The organism is Bacillus sp. 05T21 (assembly GCF_056396785.1).
The window spans coordinates 14,785-34,191 of record NZ_JBFTMD010000001.1; the positions used below are offsets into that span (position 1 = coordinate 14,785).

At 34.2% G+C, this 19,407-nt stretch carries 20 protein-coding genes and 2 pseudogenes; 5 read left to right on the plus strand and 17 right to left on the minus strand.

Annotated features, from left to right (window positions below; genetic code table 11):
- Positions 1-184 precede the first annotated feature (184 nt).
- From AC1DKZ_RS00080 to AC1DKZ_RS00100, 5 genes are all read right to left on the minus strand, one after another.
- Positions 185-2,605, minus strand: a complete 2,421-nt coding sequence (locus tag AC1DKZ_RS00080) for a heavy metal translocating P-type ATPase (protein WP_476995484.1) — start codon at positions 2,603-2,605, stop codon at positions 185-187.
- Between the two features lie 95 nt (positions 2,606-2,700).
- Positions 2,701-2,907, minus strand: a complete 207-nt coding sequence (copZ, locus tag AC1DKZ_RS00085) for a copper chaperone CopZ (RefSeq protein WP_002066751.1) — start codon at positions 2,905-2,907, stop codon at positions 2,701-2,703.
- A gap of 195 nt (positions 2,908-3,102) precedes the next feature.
- Entirely contained in the window at positions 3,103-3,405 is a 303-nt protein-coding gene (locus AC1DKZ_RS00090; RefSeq protein ID WP_002014668.1) for a metal-sensing transcriptional repressor, read from the minus strand.
- 387 nt (positions 3,406-3,792) lie between these two features.
- A complete protein-coding gene (locus AC1DKZ_RS00095; RefSeq protein ID WP_000849103.1) occupies positions 3,793-4,020 on the minus strand; it encodes a hypothetical protein in 228 nt (75 codons plus the stop codon).
- Between the two features lie 307 nt (positions 4,021-4,327).
- Positions 4,328-5,398: a helix-turn-helix transcriptional regulator gene (locus AC1DKZ_RS00100; RefSeq protein WP_476995485.1), complete on the minus strand. Its 1,071-nt coding sequence runs from the start codon at positions 5,396-5,398 to the stop codon at positions 4,328-4,330.
- Positions 5,399-5,485: 87 nt separating this feature from the next.
- On the opposite strand from AC1DKZ_RS00100, the pseudogene AC1DKZ_RS00105 reads away from it, so the two are divergent.
- Positions 5,486-6,175 (plus strand): annotated as a pseudogene (locus AC1DKZ_RS00105) (class I SAM-dependent methyltransferase).
- A gap of 44 nt (positions 6,176-6,219) precedes the next feature.
- Here the strand turns inward: AC1DKZ_RS00105 and AC1DKZ_RS00110 are convergent.
- The 6 genes from AC1DKZ_RS00110 to AC1DKZ_RS00135 form a co-directional block, all read right to left on the minus strand.
- Positions 6,220-7,038, minus strand: coding sequence for an alpha/beta hydrolase (locus tag AC1DKZ_RS00110; protein WP_476995486.1), 819 nt, complete (start codon positions 7,036-7,038; stop codon positions 6,220-6,222).
- Between the two features lie 15 nt (positions 7,039-7,053).
- Positions 7,054-7,872, minus strand: a complete 819-nt coding sequence (locus AC1DKZ_RS00115) for an ABC transporter ATP-binding protein (RefSeq protein WP_219303370.1) — start codon at positions 7,870-7,872, stop codon at positions 7,054-7,056.
- 15 nt (positions 7,873-7,887) lie between these two features.
- Positions 7,888-8,910 (minus strand): FecCD family ABC transporter permease, encoded by a 1,023-nt coding sequence (locus AC1DKZ_RS00120; protein ID WP_476995487.1) that lies wholly within the window; start codon positions 8,908-8,910, stop codon positions 7,888-7,890.
- A complete protein-coding gene (locus tag AC1DKZ_RS00125) occupies positions 8,903-9,910 on the minus strand; it encodes a FecCD family ABC transporter permease (protein ID WP_002087983.1) in 1,008 nt (335 codons plus the stop codon). The genes AC1DKZ_RS00120 and AC1DKZ_RS00125 overlap by 8 nt, the downstream gene beginning before the upstream one ends.
- A gap of 27 nt (positions 9,911-9,937) precedes the next feature.
- On the minus strand, positions 9,938-10,903 hold the full coding sequence (locus AC1DKZ_RS00130; RefSeq protein WP_002087985.1) for an iron-hydroxamate ABC transporter substrate-binding protein: 966 nt from the start codon (positions 10,901-10,903) through the stop codon (positions 9,938-9,940).
- A 309-nt stretch (positions 10,904-11,212) separates the two neighbouring features.
- Positions 11,213-11,971 (minus strand): exodeoxyribonuclease III, encoded by a 759-nt coding sequence (locus tag AC1DKZ_RS00135; protein WP_193665083.1) that lies wholly within the window; start codon positions 11,969-11,971, stop codon positions 11,213-11,215.
- A gap of 154 nt (positions 11,972-12,125) precedes the next feature.
- Between AC1DKZ_RS00135 and AC1DKZ_RS00140 the strand changes: the two genes are divergently transcribed.
- The 3 genes from AC1DKZ_RS00140 to AC1DKZ_RS00150 are packed head-to-tail and all read left to right on the plus strand — an operon-like array spanning position 12,126 to position 14,141.
- Complete coding sequence (locus AC1DKZ_RS00140; RefSeq protein WP_002014656.1) at positions 12,126-12,698, plus strand: bifunctional transcriptional activator/DNA repair enzyme AdaA; 573 nt, start codon at positions 12,126-12,128, stop codon at positions 12,696-12,698.
- A gap of 4 nt (positions 12,699-12,702) precedes the next feature.
- Positions 12,703-13,227: a methylated-DNA--[protein]-cysteine S-methyltransferase gene (locus AC1DKZ_RS00145; RefSeq protein WP_476995488.1), complete on the plus strand. Its 525-nt coding sequence runs from the start codon at positions 12,703-12,705 to the stop codon at positions 13,225-13,227.
- Between the two features lie 2 nt (positions 13,228-13,229).
- On the plus strand, positions 13,230-14,141 hold the full coding sequence (locus AC1DKZ_RS00150) for a DNA-3-methyladenine glycosylase 2 (RefSeq protein ID WP_476995489.1): 912 nt from the start codon (positions 13,230-13,232) through the stop codon (positions 14,139-14,141).
- Positions 14,142-14,153: 12 nt separating this feature from the next.
- On the opposite strand, the gene AC1DKZ_RS00155 is transcribed toward AC1DKZ_RS00150, so the two are convergent.
- The 3 genes from AC1DKZ_RS00155 to pepT all read right to left on the minus strand — a co-directional run bounded on the left by AC1DKZ_RS00155 (position 14,154) and on the right by pepT (position 16,872).
- Positions 14,154-14,459 carry a hypothetical protein gene (locus AC1DKZ_RS00155; protein WP_016362105.1) on the minus strand — a complete coding sequence of 102 codons (306 nt, stop codon included), beginning with the start codon at positions 14,457-14,459 and terminating at the stop codon, positions 14,154-14,156.
- Between the two features lie 14 nt (positions 14,460-14,473).
- Positions 14,474-15,538, minus strand: coding sequence for a lactonase family protein (locus AC1DKZ_RS00160; RefSeq protein WP_476995490.1), 1,065 nt, complete (start codon positions 15,536-15,538; stop codon positions 14,474-14,476).
- A 101-nt stretch (positions 15,539-15,639) separates the two neighbouring features.
- The gene (gene pepT, locus AC1DKZ_RS00165) at positions 15,640-16,872 is read right to left on the minus strand and encodes a peptidase T (protein ID WP_404457369.1); all 1,233 of its coding nucleotides are present in this window, start codon (positions 16,870-16,872) and stop codon (positions 15,640-15,642) included.
- Between the two features lie 182 nt (positions 16,873-17,054).
- Here pepT and AC1DKZ_RS00170 point away from each other — a divergent pair, with 182 nt between their 5' ends.
- Entirely contained in the window at positions 17,055-17,699 is a 645-nt protein-coding gene (locus AC1DKZ_RS00170; RefSeq protein ID WP_476995491.1) for a YczE/YyaS/YitT family protein, read from the plus strand.
- A gap of 67 nt (positions 17,700-17,766) precedes the next feature.
- Here AC1DKZ_RS00170 and AC1DKZ_RS00175 read toward each other — a convergent pair whose 3' ends face one another.
- The 3 genes and pseudogenes from AC1DKZ_RS00175 to AC1DKZ_RS00185 all read right to left on the minus strand — a co-directional run bounded on the left by AC1DKZ_RS00175 (position 17,767) and on the right by AC1DKZ_RS00185 (position 19,331).
- Positions 17,767-18,342, minus strand: a complete 576-nt coding sequence (locus AC1DKZ_RS00175; RefSeq protein WP_476995492.1) for a histidine phosphatase family protein — start codon at positions 18,340-18,342, stop codon at positions 17,767-17,769.
- Between the two features lie 94 nt (positions 18,343-18,436).
- Positions 18,437-18,925, minus strand: a pseudogene (locus tag AC1DKZ_RS00180) (alpha/beta hydrolase); the annotation flags it as partial.
- Between the two features lie 19 nt (positions 18,926-18,944).
- Positions 18,945-19,331 (minus strand): VOC family protein, encoded by a 387-nt coding sequence (locus tag AC1DKZ_RS00185; RefSeq protein WP_113936867.1) that lies wholly within the window; start codon positions 19,329-19,331, stop codon positions 18,945-18,947.
- Positions 19,332-19,407: the final 76 nt, after the last annotated feature.

Below are 19,407 nucleotides of genomic sequence, written 5' to 3' on the forward strand. Positions count from 1 at the left end.
TCGGTTATCCGGATAATTATTTCGTGTTTATTTTCGAAGCAGTTTCTTCCACTATATATGATTCTACTTCTGCTCTTTCTATATTATATCGACTTTTCCTTCTAAACGAACAATAAACAATACTTATACAAAGTATTGTTTATTGTAAAAAAGCATATTAAATTCGCTTTATAGCTAAAAGTGTTTAAGATTTCAATTTAACTCTTTGTAATCTTAATGCATTTAATACGACTGATACAGAGCTAAATGCCATTGCTGCACCTGCAACCCAAGGTGCTAAGAAACCGAGCGCCGCAATTGGAATTCCTAGGCCGTTATAAGCTAACGCCCAGAATAGATTTTGCTTAATATTTCTAATCGTCATTTTACTCATAAAAATTGCATCAGCAATACTATTTAAATCACCACGGATTAACGTAATATCTGCCGCTTCCATCGCTACATCCGTTCCGGTTCCAATTGCCATACCGATATCCGCCGTAGCCAGTGCAGGAGCATCATTTATTCCATCTCCAACCATTGCTACTTTCTTACCTTGCGCTTGCAGTTTTTTCACTTCTTCTGCTTTTCCTTCTGGTAATACTTCTGCAATTACGTGATCAATACCAACTTGCTTAGCGATTGCCTGAGCAGTTTGTGTATTATCTCCTGTAATCATAACAACGTCTAGACCCATTTTCTTAAGTCTTGCGATAGCTGCTTTTGAAGTATCTTTTACAGTATCCGCAACAGCCACTATACCAGCATATTCTTTATTAATCGCAATAAGCATTGCTGTTTTTCCTTCTCGTTCTAGCGCTTCCATCGATTTAGAAACTTCTTCAATATCAATATCGAATTTCTTCATTAATCGACGTGTACCAATTAATAATTGTTTCCCTTCTACAACTGATTCGATGCCGAATCCCGGAATCGCTTCAAATGTTTCTGAACTTGGGATAACAATTTTCTTTTCTTTAATTCCTTCTACAATCGCTTCTGCAAGTGGGTGTTCAGAATTTTTTTCTGCTGCACCGACTAATTTTAATATTTCCTTCTCTTCAAATCCATCTGCTACAATTATATCCGTTAATACCGGCTTTCCATTTGTCACTGTACCCGTTTTATCTAAAATAATCGTATCTAATCGATGCGTTGCTTCTAAATGCTCTCCACCTTTAAATAAAATACCGTATTCAGCTGATCTTCCTGATCCAGCCATAATAGATGTAGGTGTCGCAAGACCTAAAGCACACGGACAAGCGATAACAAGTACTGCTATCATTTTCTCAAGTGCTCCGCCAAAATCACCAGGTGTAACAAATAGCATCCACACTGCAAATGTGATAATAGCAATCACAACTACAACCGGTACGAAAATACCTGAAATTTGATCTGCTACCCTTTGAATAGGAGCTTTTGAACCTTGAGCCTCTTCTACTACTTTAATAATTTGAGCTAATGCAGTATCTCTTCCTACCTTAGTTGCTTTCACTTTTAAAAAGCCATTTTTATTTATTGTAGAACCGATTACTACATCCCCAATTGTTTTATCAACCGGAATACTCTCGCCTGTTAACATCGATTCATCTATTGCTGACTTTCCTTCTACAATTTCCCCGTCTACCGGGATTTTTTCCCCTGGTTTCACATAAACGATATCACCGGCTACCACTTCTTCGATTAAAATTTTTATTTCTGTTCCATCTCGTACAACAGTAGCGGTTTTCGCCTGTAGTCCCATTAATTTTTTAATTGCTTCTGACGAGCGTCCTTTTGCTTTCGCCTCAAATAATTTACCTAAAATAATTAATGTAATAAGTACTGCACTCGTTTCAAAATACAAGTCTGTCATATGTTCCGAAGAACCAATCGACCTAATACTTAAATACACACTGTAGAAATATGCTGCAGACGTTCCAAGTGCCACGAGAACATCCATATTGGCGCTTTTATTACGTAACGCTTTATAAGCTCCAACATAAAACTGCCCACCAATGATAAACTGAACTGGAGTTGCAAGAGCTAGCTGCACCCAAGGGTTCATAAGCATATCAGGTAAATAAATAAAAGATGTAAATGAAAAATGACTCACCATTGCCCACAATAACGGAAATGATAAAATAAACGAAATAATAAATTTCTTCTTTTGTCGCTCAATTTCTTTTAAGCGGTGATCTGTTGATGAATCTTGCTCATCTGATTTTACTTCTAATTTATATCCTAACTTTGTAATCGCGCTCTTCATTTCATTTACATTAATTTCATCAGGATTAAAGTCAACTGTAGCCGATTCTAAAGCAAAATTTACTGTTGCTTTATTCACACCTTCTAGCTTATTCAAACGTTTTTCTACTCTATTCGCACATGCTGCACATGTCATTCCCGAAACAGTAAACTCAGCTTTATCACTTACAATTCCATATCCTAACGATTCAACTTTTTCTTTAAATTGTTGCGGATTAGTTTTAGTTGGATCGTATATAATTTTTGTTTTTTCAAGTGCAAAATTTACATTTGCATCTTGAACACCTTCTACTTTTTTAAGACCTTTTTCAATTCTATTTGCACATGCTGCACATGTCATTCCTGATATTTGAAGATTGGCCTCTTTTTGTTCATTCATGTCTCTCACCTCTATATACCCTTATAAGGTATAATTATTAGCAAAATAAATCGTACTTCGTTTAAAGTACGATTTATTTCCGTATCTAAAAATAATTATTGAACATCGTATCCTTGATCTTCAATTACAGCAACGATATCTTTTAACGTTACAACTGATGAGTCGATAGTAACTTCAACAGTTCCTTCTGATAATTGAACTTTCACTTGTTCAACACCGTTTAGTTCTTTCACGCTGCCTTCGATAGAATTTACACAATGTCCACAAGACATACCTTCAACTTGTAATGTTAACTGTTCCATTTAAAATCCTCCTCTTGTTTCTTCATTGTTTGTTAATCACAACTACATCTTACCATACCCCCCTAAGGTAATCAATGGTTTTGTATCATGATTTTAATTCTTTTCTGAAATCTTTATTTTTTTGCTCCAATTATGAATTTATATATCTTCTCCTATATAAACAAAAGCCAAGCTAGTCAAATACTAGCTTGGCTTTTATGCTTTTGAAAAACGTTCAAATACTGTCATTAATTCTTCAATTGCTTCGTCACCATTACCATTTTTAATAGCTCCTGAAACACAATGACTCGTATGATTTTTTAAGACACCCATTCCTACTTTTTTCATCGCTGCATTTATCGCAGAAATTTGAACTAAAATATCCACGCAATAACGATCATTTTCAATCATATTTTGAATACCACGGACTTGGCCTTCAATTCTCTTTAATCTATTTATAATTTGTTCTTTTTCTTTTTCTGATCTATGTGTTACTGATTCATGGTCCTTATGATCCATATTATCACCTTCTTAAAGTTTCTCTTCATCCAATAAAACAATTGCTTTTATGAGTATACCAATTATATCATCAAATATCTATGTAGGATACCCCATATGAGTATATTTTCGCTTTATGATTATTCTTAACACATCATTAGCTTCTCAATCTCAATTAATATGATACCCTTTCTTTTTTTCAAAAAAACATTTCATCTCCCATCAAAACTCAATAAGGTGAAACTTTAATCACCCCTCACCAATCGAGCTTTTACGGGTAGCTAATGCGGGATAAAATGAAACAATAATAAGCGGGGATTGTCCATTCCCCACTTATTATTCGCCCACAAATATAAAAGCCTCAATCTTCACACATTTAAATCGAGGCTTTTTTCTTCCTATATATAATTATTGCTGGTCACATACTTTTGTATCATTCACTACTGAAGTTCCTTCAACGGTTACCGTATGAAAACAGTCATTTACTCGAACTGTCACAACATTATCTTGCCGATCAATGATATGATATTCATTAAAATTTTTATTTAGAGCACTGCGAATTTGTTCTCCTTCATAAATTGGAATGCCATGTGATAAAACCCAAATAAGCCCAGCGATAGCAAGAATAGTTTTCATACGATCTACCTCCTTGAGAATATAGTGAACTTTAAATCCGCGCTTTTTCAGCTTTACTAATCATAAATTGAATTAACCAAGCCCTTTTGGAAGTAAGTTCATTTCGTCTATTTTATGTTTATGCTAATTGTGACCGAATTGTGACAACTTTTTGTCTGTTTAGACGAAAAGTTGAAACAAAACTTTCAAAAAGGACAATTCTACTTATAAAAAAGGTTATGGAATGTTTCATCCATAACCTTTTTTCAGCCCTATTCTACAACTCATCCACCGTACTTCATGTGATTTTTGTAGACTTATTTTATTTTTATTCATCAACATCAAAACAAAATCTTGAAAAAACCTCCCACACGAGTTCATTTCTACTACTTACCCCAGTCTTTTCAAAAATGGATTTTAAATGATCTTGTACCGTGTATATAGATATACAAAATTCATAGGCTAATTCCTTTGTCGACATACCTGTAAGAATTTTACTTATTACTTGCTTCTCACGTGTTGTAAAACTATACGCTTCCGTAATAAGCGGAAAGATTTCTTCCGGTCTTGCTCTTTCGAATAGAACAACATAACCACCCTGAAAACTACTTGTACGTTCTAACTTACTGGCCCGAATGATTAAAAAATGTCCATAGGCTAAAGGTATACAAACTTTTTCTTCTCTATTCATACAACCTACATTATATTCGTTAGCCTTTACTTTCGAACAAACCGCACGTATTGGCCTTGGTATTTCTTTTATATTTAACTGTTCATAATTTCTAAGATTTGAGAGCCAATCGCTGCCATCTTGATTCCAATATAATAAATTAAAATCCTCACTTAATATAATCGTGCCTGTCCCTATTACCTTCTCTTCTGAAAAAGGTTTAGGAAATGCCTTTTTTAAAACCTCTCCAGCAATTGGGACTATCGTTGCCAAATACTTACAATCATCTATATGAAAAGCGGGACTTGTACTCCCTCGAAATAAACTAAGATGCCCAAAACAGTTCCCCTTACTCATACAAACGCCCCTTAATTCATCTCCAAAACTTGCTGGTTTTAAAATATTTCGGTATCTAGAGCTTTTCTTTTGTTCACCATTTGTCACCATACTAAGAGAAGCAACATGAGGATAATGTTCTGATAAATATTTAAATTTATTAAAATCATCTTCTAGAAATTCATTCATAAACAATTGTGGATGAATCTTTTCAACACTTTCATCCGTAAATGCCCCAGTAGATAAAAAAGAAATTGGGTCTATAGCTGTAAAACAAGCGGCGTCAAAATCAATGACTTTACGTATTAAGTGGAGAAATGACTCTTGAAATGTCCTTATAGAACTTATACGATTCGCTACCATTGTAATTTCTTTCGTTATTTTTTCATACATCCTCTTCCCCCCAGATTTACGGGATTGTTTCCCTTCATAATTTCATTCCATAATAAACCTATAATACACATACTTAGGAGGTTAAAAATGAATTGGAATGATACTACCGTAAATTCATATGAACAAAGAATTCCATGTAAAATCCCAGGCTACTACAACCTATATGAAATGATGAATCATTTCTTGTTTACTACACTCCCTAAAGAAAATATGAATCCAAATTTACTAGTTATAGGTGCTGGTGGTGGACAAGAAATTCTCTCAATAGGCAAACAAAATAGCAACTTATCTTTTACAGGTGTTGATCCATCTGAAAGCATGCTACAGCTAGCTAAAAAAAGAATTGAAAGCGAAGGCATACAAAATCAAATTCACTTTGTACATGGAACTGTCCATTCATTATTAACCAATCCATTATTTGACGCTGCTACTTGTATGCTTGTTCTTCATTTCATCCCAACTATTAAGGAGAAAAAAGAGCTTCTTAATGAAATTAGTAGTCGCTTAAAACCTGGTGCTCCATTCTTTCTCTCTACAATAAATGGTGTACCCCATACAAGTATGTTTTCTGCATAATTGAATGCTTGGCGCAACCACATGATGCAAAATAAAATTCCATTAGAAGATTGGAACCGATTTGAAAATTCTTTTGAAACAGAAATATTTCCTATTTCCGAAACGAATCTACTAGCTATCATGGAGGAATGTGGATTTACTCAAATCAATCGCTTTTTCACAAGCCTTTTAATTGATGGATACGTAGCAATAAAACAATAATGAAAAAAGGTAAGCAATTGCTTACCTTTTTTCATATACATCTTCTACACTTGACTAATAAATCTCAATCCTTTACTTAAAGAAGTCGGCACAACAGATGCATGATTCTCCCCTTCAGCTTCATAAAACATAAATCTAAACTGATCGTGTTTTACTTGGAGAAGGCGCTCTGATAATTCGTTTGCACCTACAACCATATGCTCTCGTTCCAATGACCCAACTGTAAGGAATACTCCCGTTTCAACCTTAGCATTGTTTAATTCATTTATAAGATTCTTTTCTTTTTCAAGCACGGATTGGTTATTCCACCAAATAGATGGACTACTTATAAAATAATTTTGAAAGGCATTTACGTTTGTGAATAGTATATGTAAAGCAAATAGACCACCTAAAGAATGTCCAAATAACGTTTGCTTTCCTTTATCAATCTCAAATTTTTTTTCAATTTGTGGTTTCAATTCTTCTTCAATAAAAGTAAAGAAATTATGTGCTCCCCCTGTTTTAGGCCACGGTTTACCATCTGGTTTTAAAGGTGCATCTTTTGAAACTACAGAAGGTGTAAAATCATAACATCTTTCTTCTCCTGAAAATGCGCCTTCAATTGGATAACCAATACCTACTATAATTGCTGGTGACACACCTGTTTTTTCTGCTCTTACCGATTGTATTTTAATAGCTTCATGGAACGTTTGGAAAAAGGCGTTCCCATCTAATACATATATAATAGGATAACCAGAATCCGGTGCTGGCTGCTTCGGTTTTGAAATATGAATTTGACACTCACGATTCTCTAATTTCGAATACATTTTCCACTGTTCGGTATTAGATACAATAATTTGTTGTTTTTCAATAGCAGTATTCATTATGCACATCCCCCCTTAACTCGTTACATACATCTCTACTTTTTCCTCTTGAAATACACTATCATAACCGAAGCAAACGGGAGCTCCGTTATATGGATCTATCATGACACGCGCATCGATATGAAATACCTCTTTTAGCACCTCGTTTGTAATAATTTCTATAGGACTACCAGTTGTAATAATGTTTCCTTCTTTCATTGCGATAATTTTATCTGAAAATCTAGCTGCGTGGTTAATATCATGTAATACCATTACGACCGTACAATTATGTTCTTTATTCAGTTTCTCAACGATTTGCAGTACATCTAATTGGTGTGACATATCAAGGTATGTCGTTGGCTCATCTAATAATAAAACTTCCGTCTCTTGCGCTAAGGCCATTGCTAGCCATACTTTTTGTCTTTGTCCACCTGATAAATTCGCAATTTGTCTCGTTCGAAACGCTGATGTTTTGGTAATATCTAATGCCCAATCAATCATTTCTTTATCTTTTGAAGTTAACTTATTCACGTTATTACGATGTGGATAACGCCCATAAGAAACCAACTCTTCTACCTTAATCTCTCCCGGGGCAATCGGGTTTTGCGGAAGCAAAGCTAACTGTTTCGCGATTTCTTTCGTTGAAATCGTATTTAAATCTTGTCCTTGTAAATATACTTTACCGCTTTTTTGTTTTAAAATTCTTCCCATCGTTTTTAATAATGTCGATTTTCCGCATCCATTTGGACCTATAATTGTCGTTACTTTTCCCTTTTGTATTTCCACATTTAAATCGCGAAACACTGTAAGTTTTTCATAATTTGCTTCCAAGTTTTTTGCACTTAAAATATTCACTTATGTTTCCTCCTCTTACGCTTTCGCCTTATAAAGTAAATATAAGAAATACGGTACACCGACAATAGCAATAACAATCCCTACAGGCAATTCTGCAGGCATAAAAATTGTTTTTGCGATAAAATCTGAAGCAATTACAAGTAACATCCCAATTACTCCGCATGTAGGAATTACATATTTATGTTGAATGCCAACAAGTCTTTTGGCTATATGTGGCGCCATTAGACCAATAAATCCAATACTTCCTGAAACAGCAACACATGCACTTACAAGTCCAATACTGCTTAATAATAGAATAGACTTCTCTCTTTCTACTGAAACACCTAGACTTGTAATACTCGTTTCTTCCAATTGAAATAAATCTAGCAAATAAGCTTTCTTTTTTATAATTGGAATTAATATAATAAGCCATGGCAACATTGCAATAATGTATTTCCAGTTTGCATTATATATGCTACCTGAAACCCAGACAGCTGCCATTTCAAAGTCAGTTGCTTTCATTTTCAATGATAAATACATAGAAAACGCTCCGAAACCTGACCCTATTGCGATCCCTGTTAGTAACAGACGCTGTGAATCTAACTTTCCATTTCGCCAAGAAAATATATAAATTAATATAGCCGCGCCTAACCCTCCCACTAAGCCAAACATCGGCATCATCATTATAGAAATCCAATCCGTACTCTTTATTTGTCCTTGGAAAAAGAACATAAAAATTACAATTGCAGTTCCTGCACCAGCATTTACTCCTAAAATACCCGGATCTGCTAAACCATTTCTCGTAATCCCTTGAATAACAGCGCCAGCTATCCCTAGACCTAATCCTACTAGGCCAGCAATTATGATTCGCGGCAGTCTAAAATCAAATATAACTAAATCATGTTCTGGGACTGGATCAATCCGAAAAATTGTTCGAAAGACGTCCATAATTGTAATATCAAATGTACCATTCGTTAAGCTAATATAAATGATACATAAAATTAAAAGTATCATAGTCCCCATAGTCATTACAAAACGCTGATTTGAGCCTTTAAGCATGTCTCTCTCCCCCTCTTGTACGAATTAAATAAAGGAAGAAAGGAATTCCAATTAGAGACGTAACAACGCCTATTGGTGTTTCAAATGGATAGTTTACAAATCTGCTTAACACATCACATAAAGCAAGAAACACACCACCAATTACTCCAGCACAAGGCACAATCCATTTATAATCTACACCGATTAAAAAGCGGGTAATATGAGGAATAATTAGTCCTACAAAACCTATTTTCCCTACTAAAGCAACTGCTGTACCAGTCAGAAATACAACAGATAAAATTGCAGTCACTTTTATAATTTTCGTACGCTGCCCTAAATTAATAGACACTTCTTCTCCCAGTGAAAGGATTGTAATAGATTTTGAAATGAGAAGTGCTAAAATAATACCAACTATACCAAAAGGAATTGCTAATTTAAGTATATTGGGATCTACTTGATCTAATTTCGCGTTGTACCAAAAACTAATATTTTGAGAGACTTGAAAATAAGAAGCAATTGCGGCAGAAAGACTACTTAAGAATGTCCCTATCACGGTTCCTATAATTGCTAATCTTACAGGTGACAATCCGTTTCTAAGCAGTGAACCAAATCCAAAAACAATTCCCGCACCTAATGCTGAACCCAGCATAGAACATAAAATCATGTTGACTGAAGACATTCCCGGAAGGAATACCATACACATTGTAATAACAAAAGCAGAACCATCCGTCACACCCATAATAGAAGGGGATGCAAGATAATTCCTTGTCATCCCCTGCATAAGTGCTCCTGATATGGCTAGAAAAGCTCCAACTAAAAGAGCTCCAATTACCCTTGGTAAACGAGATGTAACAATAATATTATGATTTACATTACTCGAATCAAAATGAAACAATGCATTCCACGTCGTTTCAAAATCGATATTTTTTGTCCCATATAAGATAGATAAAATAACAGTAAGTAAAATACATATGGGTGCTAAGCATAAAATTATCATTGGAAGTGAATTTATTTTCCGCATATCATTCAACGCACCTTACTAATTTTATTATTTAGTCAAATTTTTCACTGCTTCTTTTAAAAATACTGTTTTACTCCAAGCAGTACCACCTTGTGCAATAGGATCTACAGTATTTACAAATACTTTCTTCTCTTTTACAGCATTTACACTTTGCCAAATTGGATTACTTTCTATTTCTTCTAGTACTTTTGGTTTATTATTTTCACTTGCTTCATATTGTAAAAATACGTAATCTGGATTTATTTGAGCCAGTTGTTCTAAAGAGAGTTTCTCTTGCGCTTTTACATTTTTAAGTTGTTCTGGAGCAGTTAATCCAAGGTCTTTATAAATTACAGGGTTAAAGTATACTCCTTCTGGATAAACGAATAATGTATTCGCTCTTAATCTTATTACAAGTACCTTTTTATCTTTTAACTTATCTCCAATTTTTGCTTTCGCTTTTTCAGCGTCTGCTTTATAATCCTTAATAATTTTTTCTGCCTTGTCTTTTTTACCAGATAGTTCTCCCATTAATTTTAAGTTTTCTTCCCAATCTGTAGAAACATGTGATATTGGGATTGTTGGAGCTACCTTCGTAAATTTCTCAGCCGCTTCTGCTGGGAATTTCGTACTTGATGTAATAACATCAGGTTTTAATTGAAGTAATGTTTCAAAGTTGGGTTCCATTTTCTCACCGACAGATTTCGCACCTTCTAAATCTTTTGCAACGTTCCCTGGTAATTTCCCACCAACCGTAATTGCACCTACCGGTTTAATTCCAAGTACTGCCGCATCTTCCATTGACTCTAAACTAGCTGTCGCAATTTTATCTACTTTTGCTGGTACTGTATATTCTTTACCTAAATATGTAATCTTTCGCTTTTCGTCTTTTTTCGTTTCCGTAGCCTTTGTCTGTTGTTTTTGTTCCCCAGAAGTTTTGTCTGCACTATTACATGCTGCTAAACCAACACTTAAAACTGTAACCATCCCTAATGTAAATAACTTCTTGTTCATCTTTATATATCTCCTCTCGAAATCTTCAAATATATTATTTCAACAATGAAACTTAATTATATGAAACATAATCCTCATCTATATTTCACATCATTAATAAATCTACGTAAAATGGAGAGCCATTCTCGTTCACTTCCCCTAGTATTAAATTCTTTACAACCCTCATCCCACGATAATCACTATCAGTGATAATGATTATCGTTATTAAGTATATATTTAATATCAGATTATTTCAAGAATGATTTGAAAAATTTTAACAAACTGAACAAAAAAGAAGTATCTCCTTTTTTCAGGAAGATACTTCTTTTTTTAGAAATCTATATGTAATTCAACTGGACAATGGTCCGATCCCATCACTTCACTATTAATTTTCGCATCGGTAATTTTATGTTTTAGCCTTTCAGAAATCACAAAGTAGTCTAAACGCCAACCGATATTTTTCGCTCTTGCACCCATACGGTATGACCACCATGAGTACGCTCCTTCTTGATCGGGATAAAGATAGCGATACGTATCAATGAATCCCGCCTCTAAAACACATGTAAATTTCTCTCTTTCTTCATCCGAAAAACCAGGATTTTTCCGATTACTTTTCGGATTTTTTAAATCTACTTCTTTATGGGCAACATTTAAATCTCCACAAAAAATAACTGGTTTCTTTTCATCTAATCGCTTAATATAGGCCCTGAAATCATCTTCCCATTCCATTCTGTAATCTAAACGTTCTAATCCTCGTTTAGAATTTGGTGTATACAGCGTTATCATATAAAAATCATCAAATTCTAACGTAATAACTCGCCCTTCTTGATCATGCTCTTCAATCCCTAAACCATATGTAACAGAAATCGGTTCTTTTTTCGTGAAAATAGCCGTTCCTGAGTAGCCTTTTTTCACAGCATAATTCCAATATGTATAATATCCCTCGGGATTTAAATCAATTTGTCCACTTTGTAATTTAATTTCCTGTAAACAAAATATATCTGCATTAGATTCTTCTAGATATTCTAGAAATCCACCTTTTGCAATAACTGCTCGCAAACCATTTACATTCCATGAAATCAACTTCATCTATGTTCCTCCTCTTGATGTGCATTTTCAATTTTCATGCTAACACAAAATAGATACCCTATCATAGTTTCATCTTTGTAATCTTGCTCTTACATTCGTAAATACGTACATACGTACTTTATTCAGGTTATACTAATGCCAGAGGTGATGTTCTGTGCATAATGAAGAGTTCACAGTAACAAATGAGTATTGGCAAGCAATTATTCATAATGACTCCACATATGATGACAAATTCTTTTACGCTGTAAAATCAACCGGTATTTTTTGCCGACCATCATGTAAATCGAGAATACCGAATAAAAACAATGTACGTATTTTTCTTAAGGCAGAGCAAGCATTACATGAAAATTTTCGTCCGTGTAAACGTTGTAAACCAAACGGGCTAACTTTACCTAATGAAGAATGGGTAGAGCAAATTAAAGAATATATCCAAAAACATTATTGTGACGTGTTAACCCTCGACTTACTCGCAGAAATATGCCATGGTAGCCCTTATCATCTACAACGCACTTTCAAGAAAATTGTAGGGATTAGTCCAATAGAATATATACAGCAATTCAGAATTAAAAAAGCGACAGAATACCTTTCACATACAAATCAATCCATTATGGAAATTAGTACTGATGTCGGGATAGAAAATCCGGAGTATTTCGCGACTTTATTTAAAAAGAAGACAGGATTTACCCCTACTGAATATCGAAAAAAGAACGGAATAAAAGAGGTATGAAATAATGAAACCATATGAAAATAAAACTATATATTGGACATTGCTTATTCATAAACATTGGCGTATGCATATTGCAGCTACTTCAAATGGATTATGCTTCATCGGATCGCAAAATGAAACTTTTGAAGAACTAAATACGTGGGCTAGCAAAAAACTGCCACAACATACATTCATCCAAAATCCAGATCATCTGCAAACATATACAAAAGAACTTATCGAGTATTTGGAAACCAAACTAGAAACCTTTACAATTCCTATCGATGTTTACGGAACTGCATTTCAATTAGCTGTTTGGAATACAGTACGTGAAATTCCTTATGGGGAGGCACATTCTTATTCAAAGATTGCGGAAAGAATTCAAAAACCTAACGCTGTACGTGCAGTTGGGACTGCCGTTGGGGCAAATCCTCTGCTTATCACTATTCCTTGTCACCGCGTTATTGGGAAAAATGGTAAACTTACCGGTTTTAGAGGTGGTTTAGAAATGAAAAAAGAATTGCTCAAATTAGAAGCGCTTCGGGAGGAGTAAATATGACAGAGGGCTGTAATGAAATATTGTCTTTAGTCGTTCCAAAAGAATTTAGTTTTCAAGAAAACTTACGCTATCTATCGCGTTCTAAAAATGAATATATGTTTCATATTGAAAACAATAAAATCTATAAAGTCATTCCTGTTCAAAACATAAATCCATTAGTTGAAATTGGTTTGAATGCCGATAGTAATATTCAAATACGTTTTTTAGGAGAATCATATGTCTCTGAAAAATGGGCACACGATGCCGTATCTAACTATGTAAAAGAGTGGTTTGATTTAACTACTGATTTAGCTCCCTTCTATAAATTAGCTAAACACGACCCACTCCTTCAAAAACCCATTAAAGAATTTTACGGTCTTCGTACTTTGGGAATTCCGGATTTATTTGAAGCACTATGCTGGGGGATTCTAGGTCAACAAATCAACCTCACATATGCCTATACTCTAAAAAGAAGATTAGTCGAAAATTTTGGCGATTATGTAGATTGGAACGATAGAAAACATTGGATATTCCCCTCACCTGAAGTAATAGCAAATCTACGTGTAGAAGATCTCGCAATGTTAAAAATGACTACAAGAAAGTGCGAATACTTAATTGACGTCGCGCAGCTCATTACAGAAGGTAAATTATCAAAAGAATCTCTATTACAAATACAAGATGTGAAGCAAGCTGAAAAACAATTAACTAGCATTCGCGGTATAGGGCCATGGACAGCTCACTATGTTTTGATGCGTTGTTTACGATTCCCTTCAGCTTTTCCAATTGATGATGTTGGTTTGCATAATGCAATTAAATTTATAACAGGTTCCGAAAAGAAACCGACTAAAAATGAAATAAAAGAATTTGCAGTAAATTGGATACATTGGGAGTCTTACGCGACTTTTTATTTGTGGCGTGTTCTATATTAAAAAAAAGCATTTTTAAGTGCTTTTTTTTAATATATTTTCAGGTGATATTTCATCATCGCTTTTTGTATAATAGTTTTCATCATGATATGGTAAAGATAAGTGTTCTAACTTCTCATCGTCTTCTACACACATGACTTTTAAAGTATATCCTTCGAAATCAACTGGAAAGAAAACTTCTTCACTTTGATTTTCATTTATTGCCAAATCAATCATATCCCTTAATTGCTCTAACCCTTCTTTATTTCCAATAATAATAGCTTGATCATGCCACATTTGTTGTCCATATATATGACAGACCTTATAATCTTTGAAATTCATAAATGTTCTCCTATCTACTTTTTCACATGCAAAAACTTCACACATACCGGTTCTGGCGCACTTATTCCATCCTGTAAGAGCACTAATTTCCCCGTTAATTCATTTCTAGAGAATAAAGTCAATGTATTAGATTTTTCATTCGCAGCAATTAAAAATCTTTCTGTCGGATCTAAAGAAAAGTCCCGTGGCCAATCTCCTTCTGTCGATACTGTTTCAATAAAAGTTAGCTCTCCATTATGCTCATTTACTCGGAAAACTGCGATACTATTATGCCCTCTATTTGCTGCGTAAACAAATTTGCCATCTGAAGAGATATAAATTGCACTTCCATAACTTTCTTCACCATAATCTTCAGGTAATGTAGAGATATATTGTTTTTCTTTAAAACTACCACTATGTGCATCATATTGCAGTACAATAATCTCTGAACTTAGTTCCGTCATAACGTATGCAAGATGTTTATTGGGATGGAATACAAGATGTCTCGGACCGCTACCAGGTTTAACAGATAAACAAGCAGCTTCCATTAATCCTCCGTCACTTTCTTTATATGTAATCACCTTGTCTATTCCTAAATCAACTGCTACTACATATTTTTCATCAGGAGTAAAATTCGCATAATGAGCATGCGCCTTTTCTTGTCTTTCCTTATTCAGTCCTGAACCTTTATGTTCTACAATTGTCGTAGCAGTATTTATACTTCCACTACCCTTTTTCACTATATAAGATTCAACTGTTCCTTTATGATAATTCGCTGCTACTACTATACTATTCTCCCGATTCACACTTACATAGCACGGCGATACCCCTTCTAAAACTTGCATGTTAATCGAATTTAGATTACCGGATTTATTATGAATGGAAAAACTAGCAATTCCACCTAACCCATTATCTTTCGCAACAGAATAAAGGTACTCGTTGTTATGACTAATTGTTACATATGTCGGACTTCCTATATGAGCTGCTAATTCAATCCCTTTAAGTTCTCCGATGTTCGTATCAAGTATAAATTTATAAATCCCCTTACTCTCTGCTTTTGTATATGTCCCTATATAACCATGATACTGATTTTCACTCATAACATTTCCCCCTTTTACAAACGTCTTGTAACAAGTTTCACTTTGTATGTTTTACTATAGAAAAGAACCAAGTAGCACTTCATTACTACTTGGTTCTCTTTTTAAGCTTGTTCTTCAAAGCGTCTTGCGATTTCTACAATAACTTGAACAGCTTTTTCCATAGTATCTACCGAAACATATTCAAATTTACCATGGTAGTTTTCACCGCCAGTAAAAATGTTTGGTGTTGGTAATCCCATATATGATAATTGAGATCCATCTGTCCCGCCGCGAATCGGATGAATATTTGGTTCAATATTTAAACTTTTCATTGCCTCATAAGCAATATCAACAATTTCTCTCACCGGTTCAATTTTTTCAAGCATATTATAATATTGATCATTCATCTCTAAAACGATTGCCTCTTCGCCGTACTTCTCTTGCATGTTTTTCACAATATCTTTAATGGTATTTTTACGCGCTTCAAAATGATTACGTTCAAAATCTCGAATAATATAGTAAGCTTTACTTTGCTCAACATCACCATTTAAAGAAAGTAAATGATAAAACCCTTCATATCCCTCTGTATATTCTGGTGCCTCTTCTACTGGCAAGTATCTATCAAATTCCATAGCAAGTTTACTTGCGTTGCGCATTTTGTTTTTCGCTGTTCCAGGATGTGTATTTGTCCCTTTAAAAGTTAACTTAGCGCTTGCAGCGTTAAAACTTTCATATTCTAAACCACCTAATGGACCTCCGTCCATCGTATAGGCAAAGGATGCACCAAACTCTTCTACATCAAAATGCGATGGTCCACGGCCAATCTCTTCATCTGGTGTGAATGCTACTCTTATTTTCCCATGTTTAATTTGCGGATTATGTATTAAATAGTTCATTGCTACCATGATTTCTGTTAGACCAGCTTTATCATCAGCTCCTAGAAGTGTTGTACCATCAGTTGTAATGATTGTGTGGCCTTTATATGATGGCAATTCTGGGAACTGTTCAGGTGTTAACACAACATTTAACTCTTCATTTAACGTAATTGCTTTTCCATCAAAATTTTCATAAATTTGTGGTTTTACGTTTTTCCCCGTGAAATCTGTTGCTGTGTCTAAATGAGCTAAAAAGCCGATTACAGGAACATCCTTATCTGTATTAGCAGGCAGTGTTGCCATTACGTAACCATTATCATCCATCGTCACTTCTGATAACCCAATCTCTTTCAACTCTTCCACTAATAACTTACCAAACTCAATTTGCCCTGGTGTTGTAGGCACTGTATGACTTTCTTCATTTGATTGTGTATCAATCTTTACATATCTCGTAAATCTTTCAATAAGTTCTTGTTTCAAATTCGTTCACTCCTTTTATAGTTCTCTCTCTATTATAATCCTTATAACGAAATATTTTAACTTTTTTGACTGTGAAAATATATATCCATTTACATTTTTAATAAATCATAAAAAGACATAACATTTGTACATTTAAATTCAAACATGTAATATACATCATTATATATTGGGAGGTTTTAAAGATGAGGCTAACTCTCTTTCGCTATTTTCTATTTTTCCTAGGATTAATTTTTTTTGGACTTGGAAATGCTCTCGCAGTCAAAGTTAAATTCCTCGGTTTACACCCTTGGGAAGTTTTAAATATGGCTCTCTACCAACGATTTGGGTGGACAATTGGCACTTGGAGTGTCATATGTGGATTATGTCTCGTTCTTATCTCTTTACTAGTAGATCGAAAATATATAAACGTGGGCACATTTTTAAATGCACTACTTATCGGTCCTATTATGGACTTTTTCTTACAATCAAAAATCCTTCCAAACGCTAGTGATTATTTATGGATAAACTTACTCATTTTATTTTCTGGTATTGCAATTACAGGCATTGGGGGCGGCATGTACGTTGCGGCTGGCATTGGTGCTGGACCCCGCGATGGATTCATGCTTACCATTTCTGACAAAACTGGGTTATCTATTAGTCGTGCTCGAATTATTGTAGAATGCGTTGTACTAGTTATTGGATATATGCTAGGAGGTCCTGTTTTTATCGTAACTTTTCTATACACTTTTATTCAAAGTCCAATATTCCAGCATTCATTTAAGGTATTTCAAAAACTCTTACATACTTTAAATAACAAAAACAAAGAACGTATTAGTGAAAATATTTAAAACTCAACTTAATGCAAAAGAGTGTGTTTTAAAAGTAATTTTTAAAACACACTCCATATACCCCATTTCATTCTTCTCTCCATAATCTCTCTACATTCATTAATTGCTCTTCTTTAAATTCTAGCTTATATATATCCGGTTTGGATGTATTCATTAAAAATTCAAGTCCATATTGATTATCAAAATAGTTCATCATCAATGTCATTACAAGCCCATGTGTACCAACTACAATTTTATGTCCTTGAAAATCCATTAATATTTCTTTTAATATTTTCACTACTCTTCTCTGACAATCCACATACGATTCTCCTCCAGTTAGTGTGAAATCTGGATTAGAGAACATCTTCTTTACGAGTGGATACACTTCCTTATCTGATATAATCTTATCCTCACTTAAAAACCTACACTCTTTGAGATTTTCATATACTACTATTTCTTTTTCATAGTAATTAGCTGACCTTTCTATCGTTAACATAACCCTCTTATACGGACTTGAAATGAAAGTATCAATTCCCTCTGTTTCTAATATCTCAGTTACTCTATGAGCATCTAAAATTCCCTTCTCAGTTAATCCACGTGTTCTTTCATCTCCTTCTAATTTTGGTGATTCACCATGCCTAACCATATAGATATATGTATTCATAATTCCTCCTTGAAAATTTTTATAAGTTAATTACTTACTTTAATCTTTTCTGTATCAAAACTTGAATACAATCAAAATATTAATTTATTCTTTTTTATGAACTCTGCTGAGCAGTTCGTCTAACCCACTCCGAAACTAAACTCTCAAATAATTCAGGCTGTTCGATTTGTAAATTATGTCCCGCCATATCTAATACCGCTAATGTCGCTCTTGGGTAATCTTCAATGATTCCTACAATATCTTGATAACCTACCGATGTATCTTGTCTTCCAGCTAATAAAAGAACGGGTTTCTCATATTTTTTATGCTGGAAGTCCAAAGTAAGAGAGTAATTCTTTTGTAATCTTTCAATAAACCCATCATTAGCAATATCTAGCCCTGGCTTAATTTCTTCTTTGAAACGCTTATATGTATACTCATTCGCAACCACTGCTAACTCACAAAATTCTTCCCTTTCGGTTGAAGTAAGCGTATTTAAAAATTCTTCCTCTCTTACAATTACCTGTTTATCTGGGAGAAGCCTTTTTTCTCGTTGCGCTACAACAACAGGACATACTAACAATAATCCACTAACTCTATCAAAATTCGAAATTTCTCTAGCCTCATTCTTCTATTTGCATCAATACAATTCTCCAACCATCTGGGTCCTCTATAGTAATCCCCTTTTCTTTCCAATATGGATTTTCTGGTTCTACTTCATCGTATCCCATTGCATGCAGCCTTTTACTCACTTTTTCTATTTCATTATATTCTCTTATATAAAACACAAGTAAATTATCTTTTGTTGGGGCTGGACATGGGCTTCCATCTATATGTCTTGTAAATTCTAAATGATATTCTTCATCCGGTAGACCAAACATGACTCCATCATAACCATCATGATCATAAAACTCACCTATACGTTTTAAACCTAATCCTTCTTCATAGAATGCAATAACCTCTTCAAATTTATCAGTTGGACGTGCTATTCTAAACTTCACCCATTTCATCGTGATTTTCCCCCCATATTAAAAATCAATTACTGTATTACATATTATTGTATATAATCAACACGTTTCTTTAATC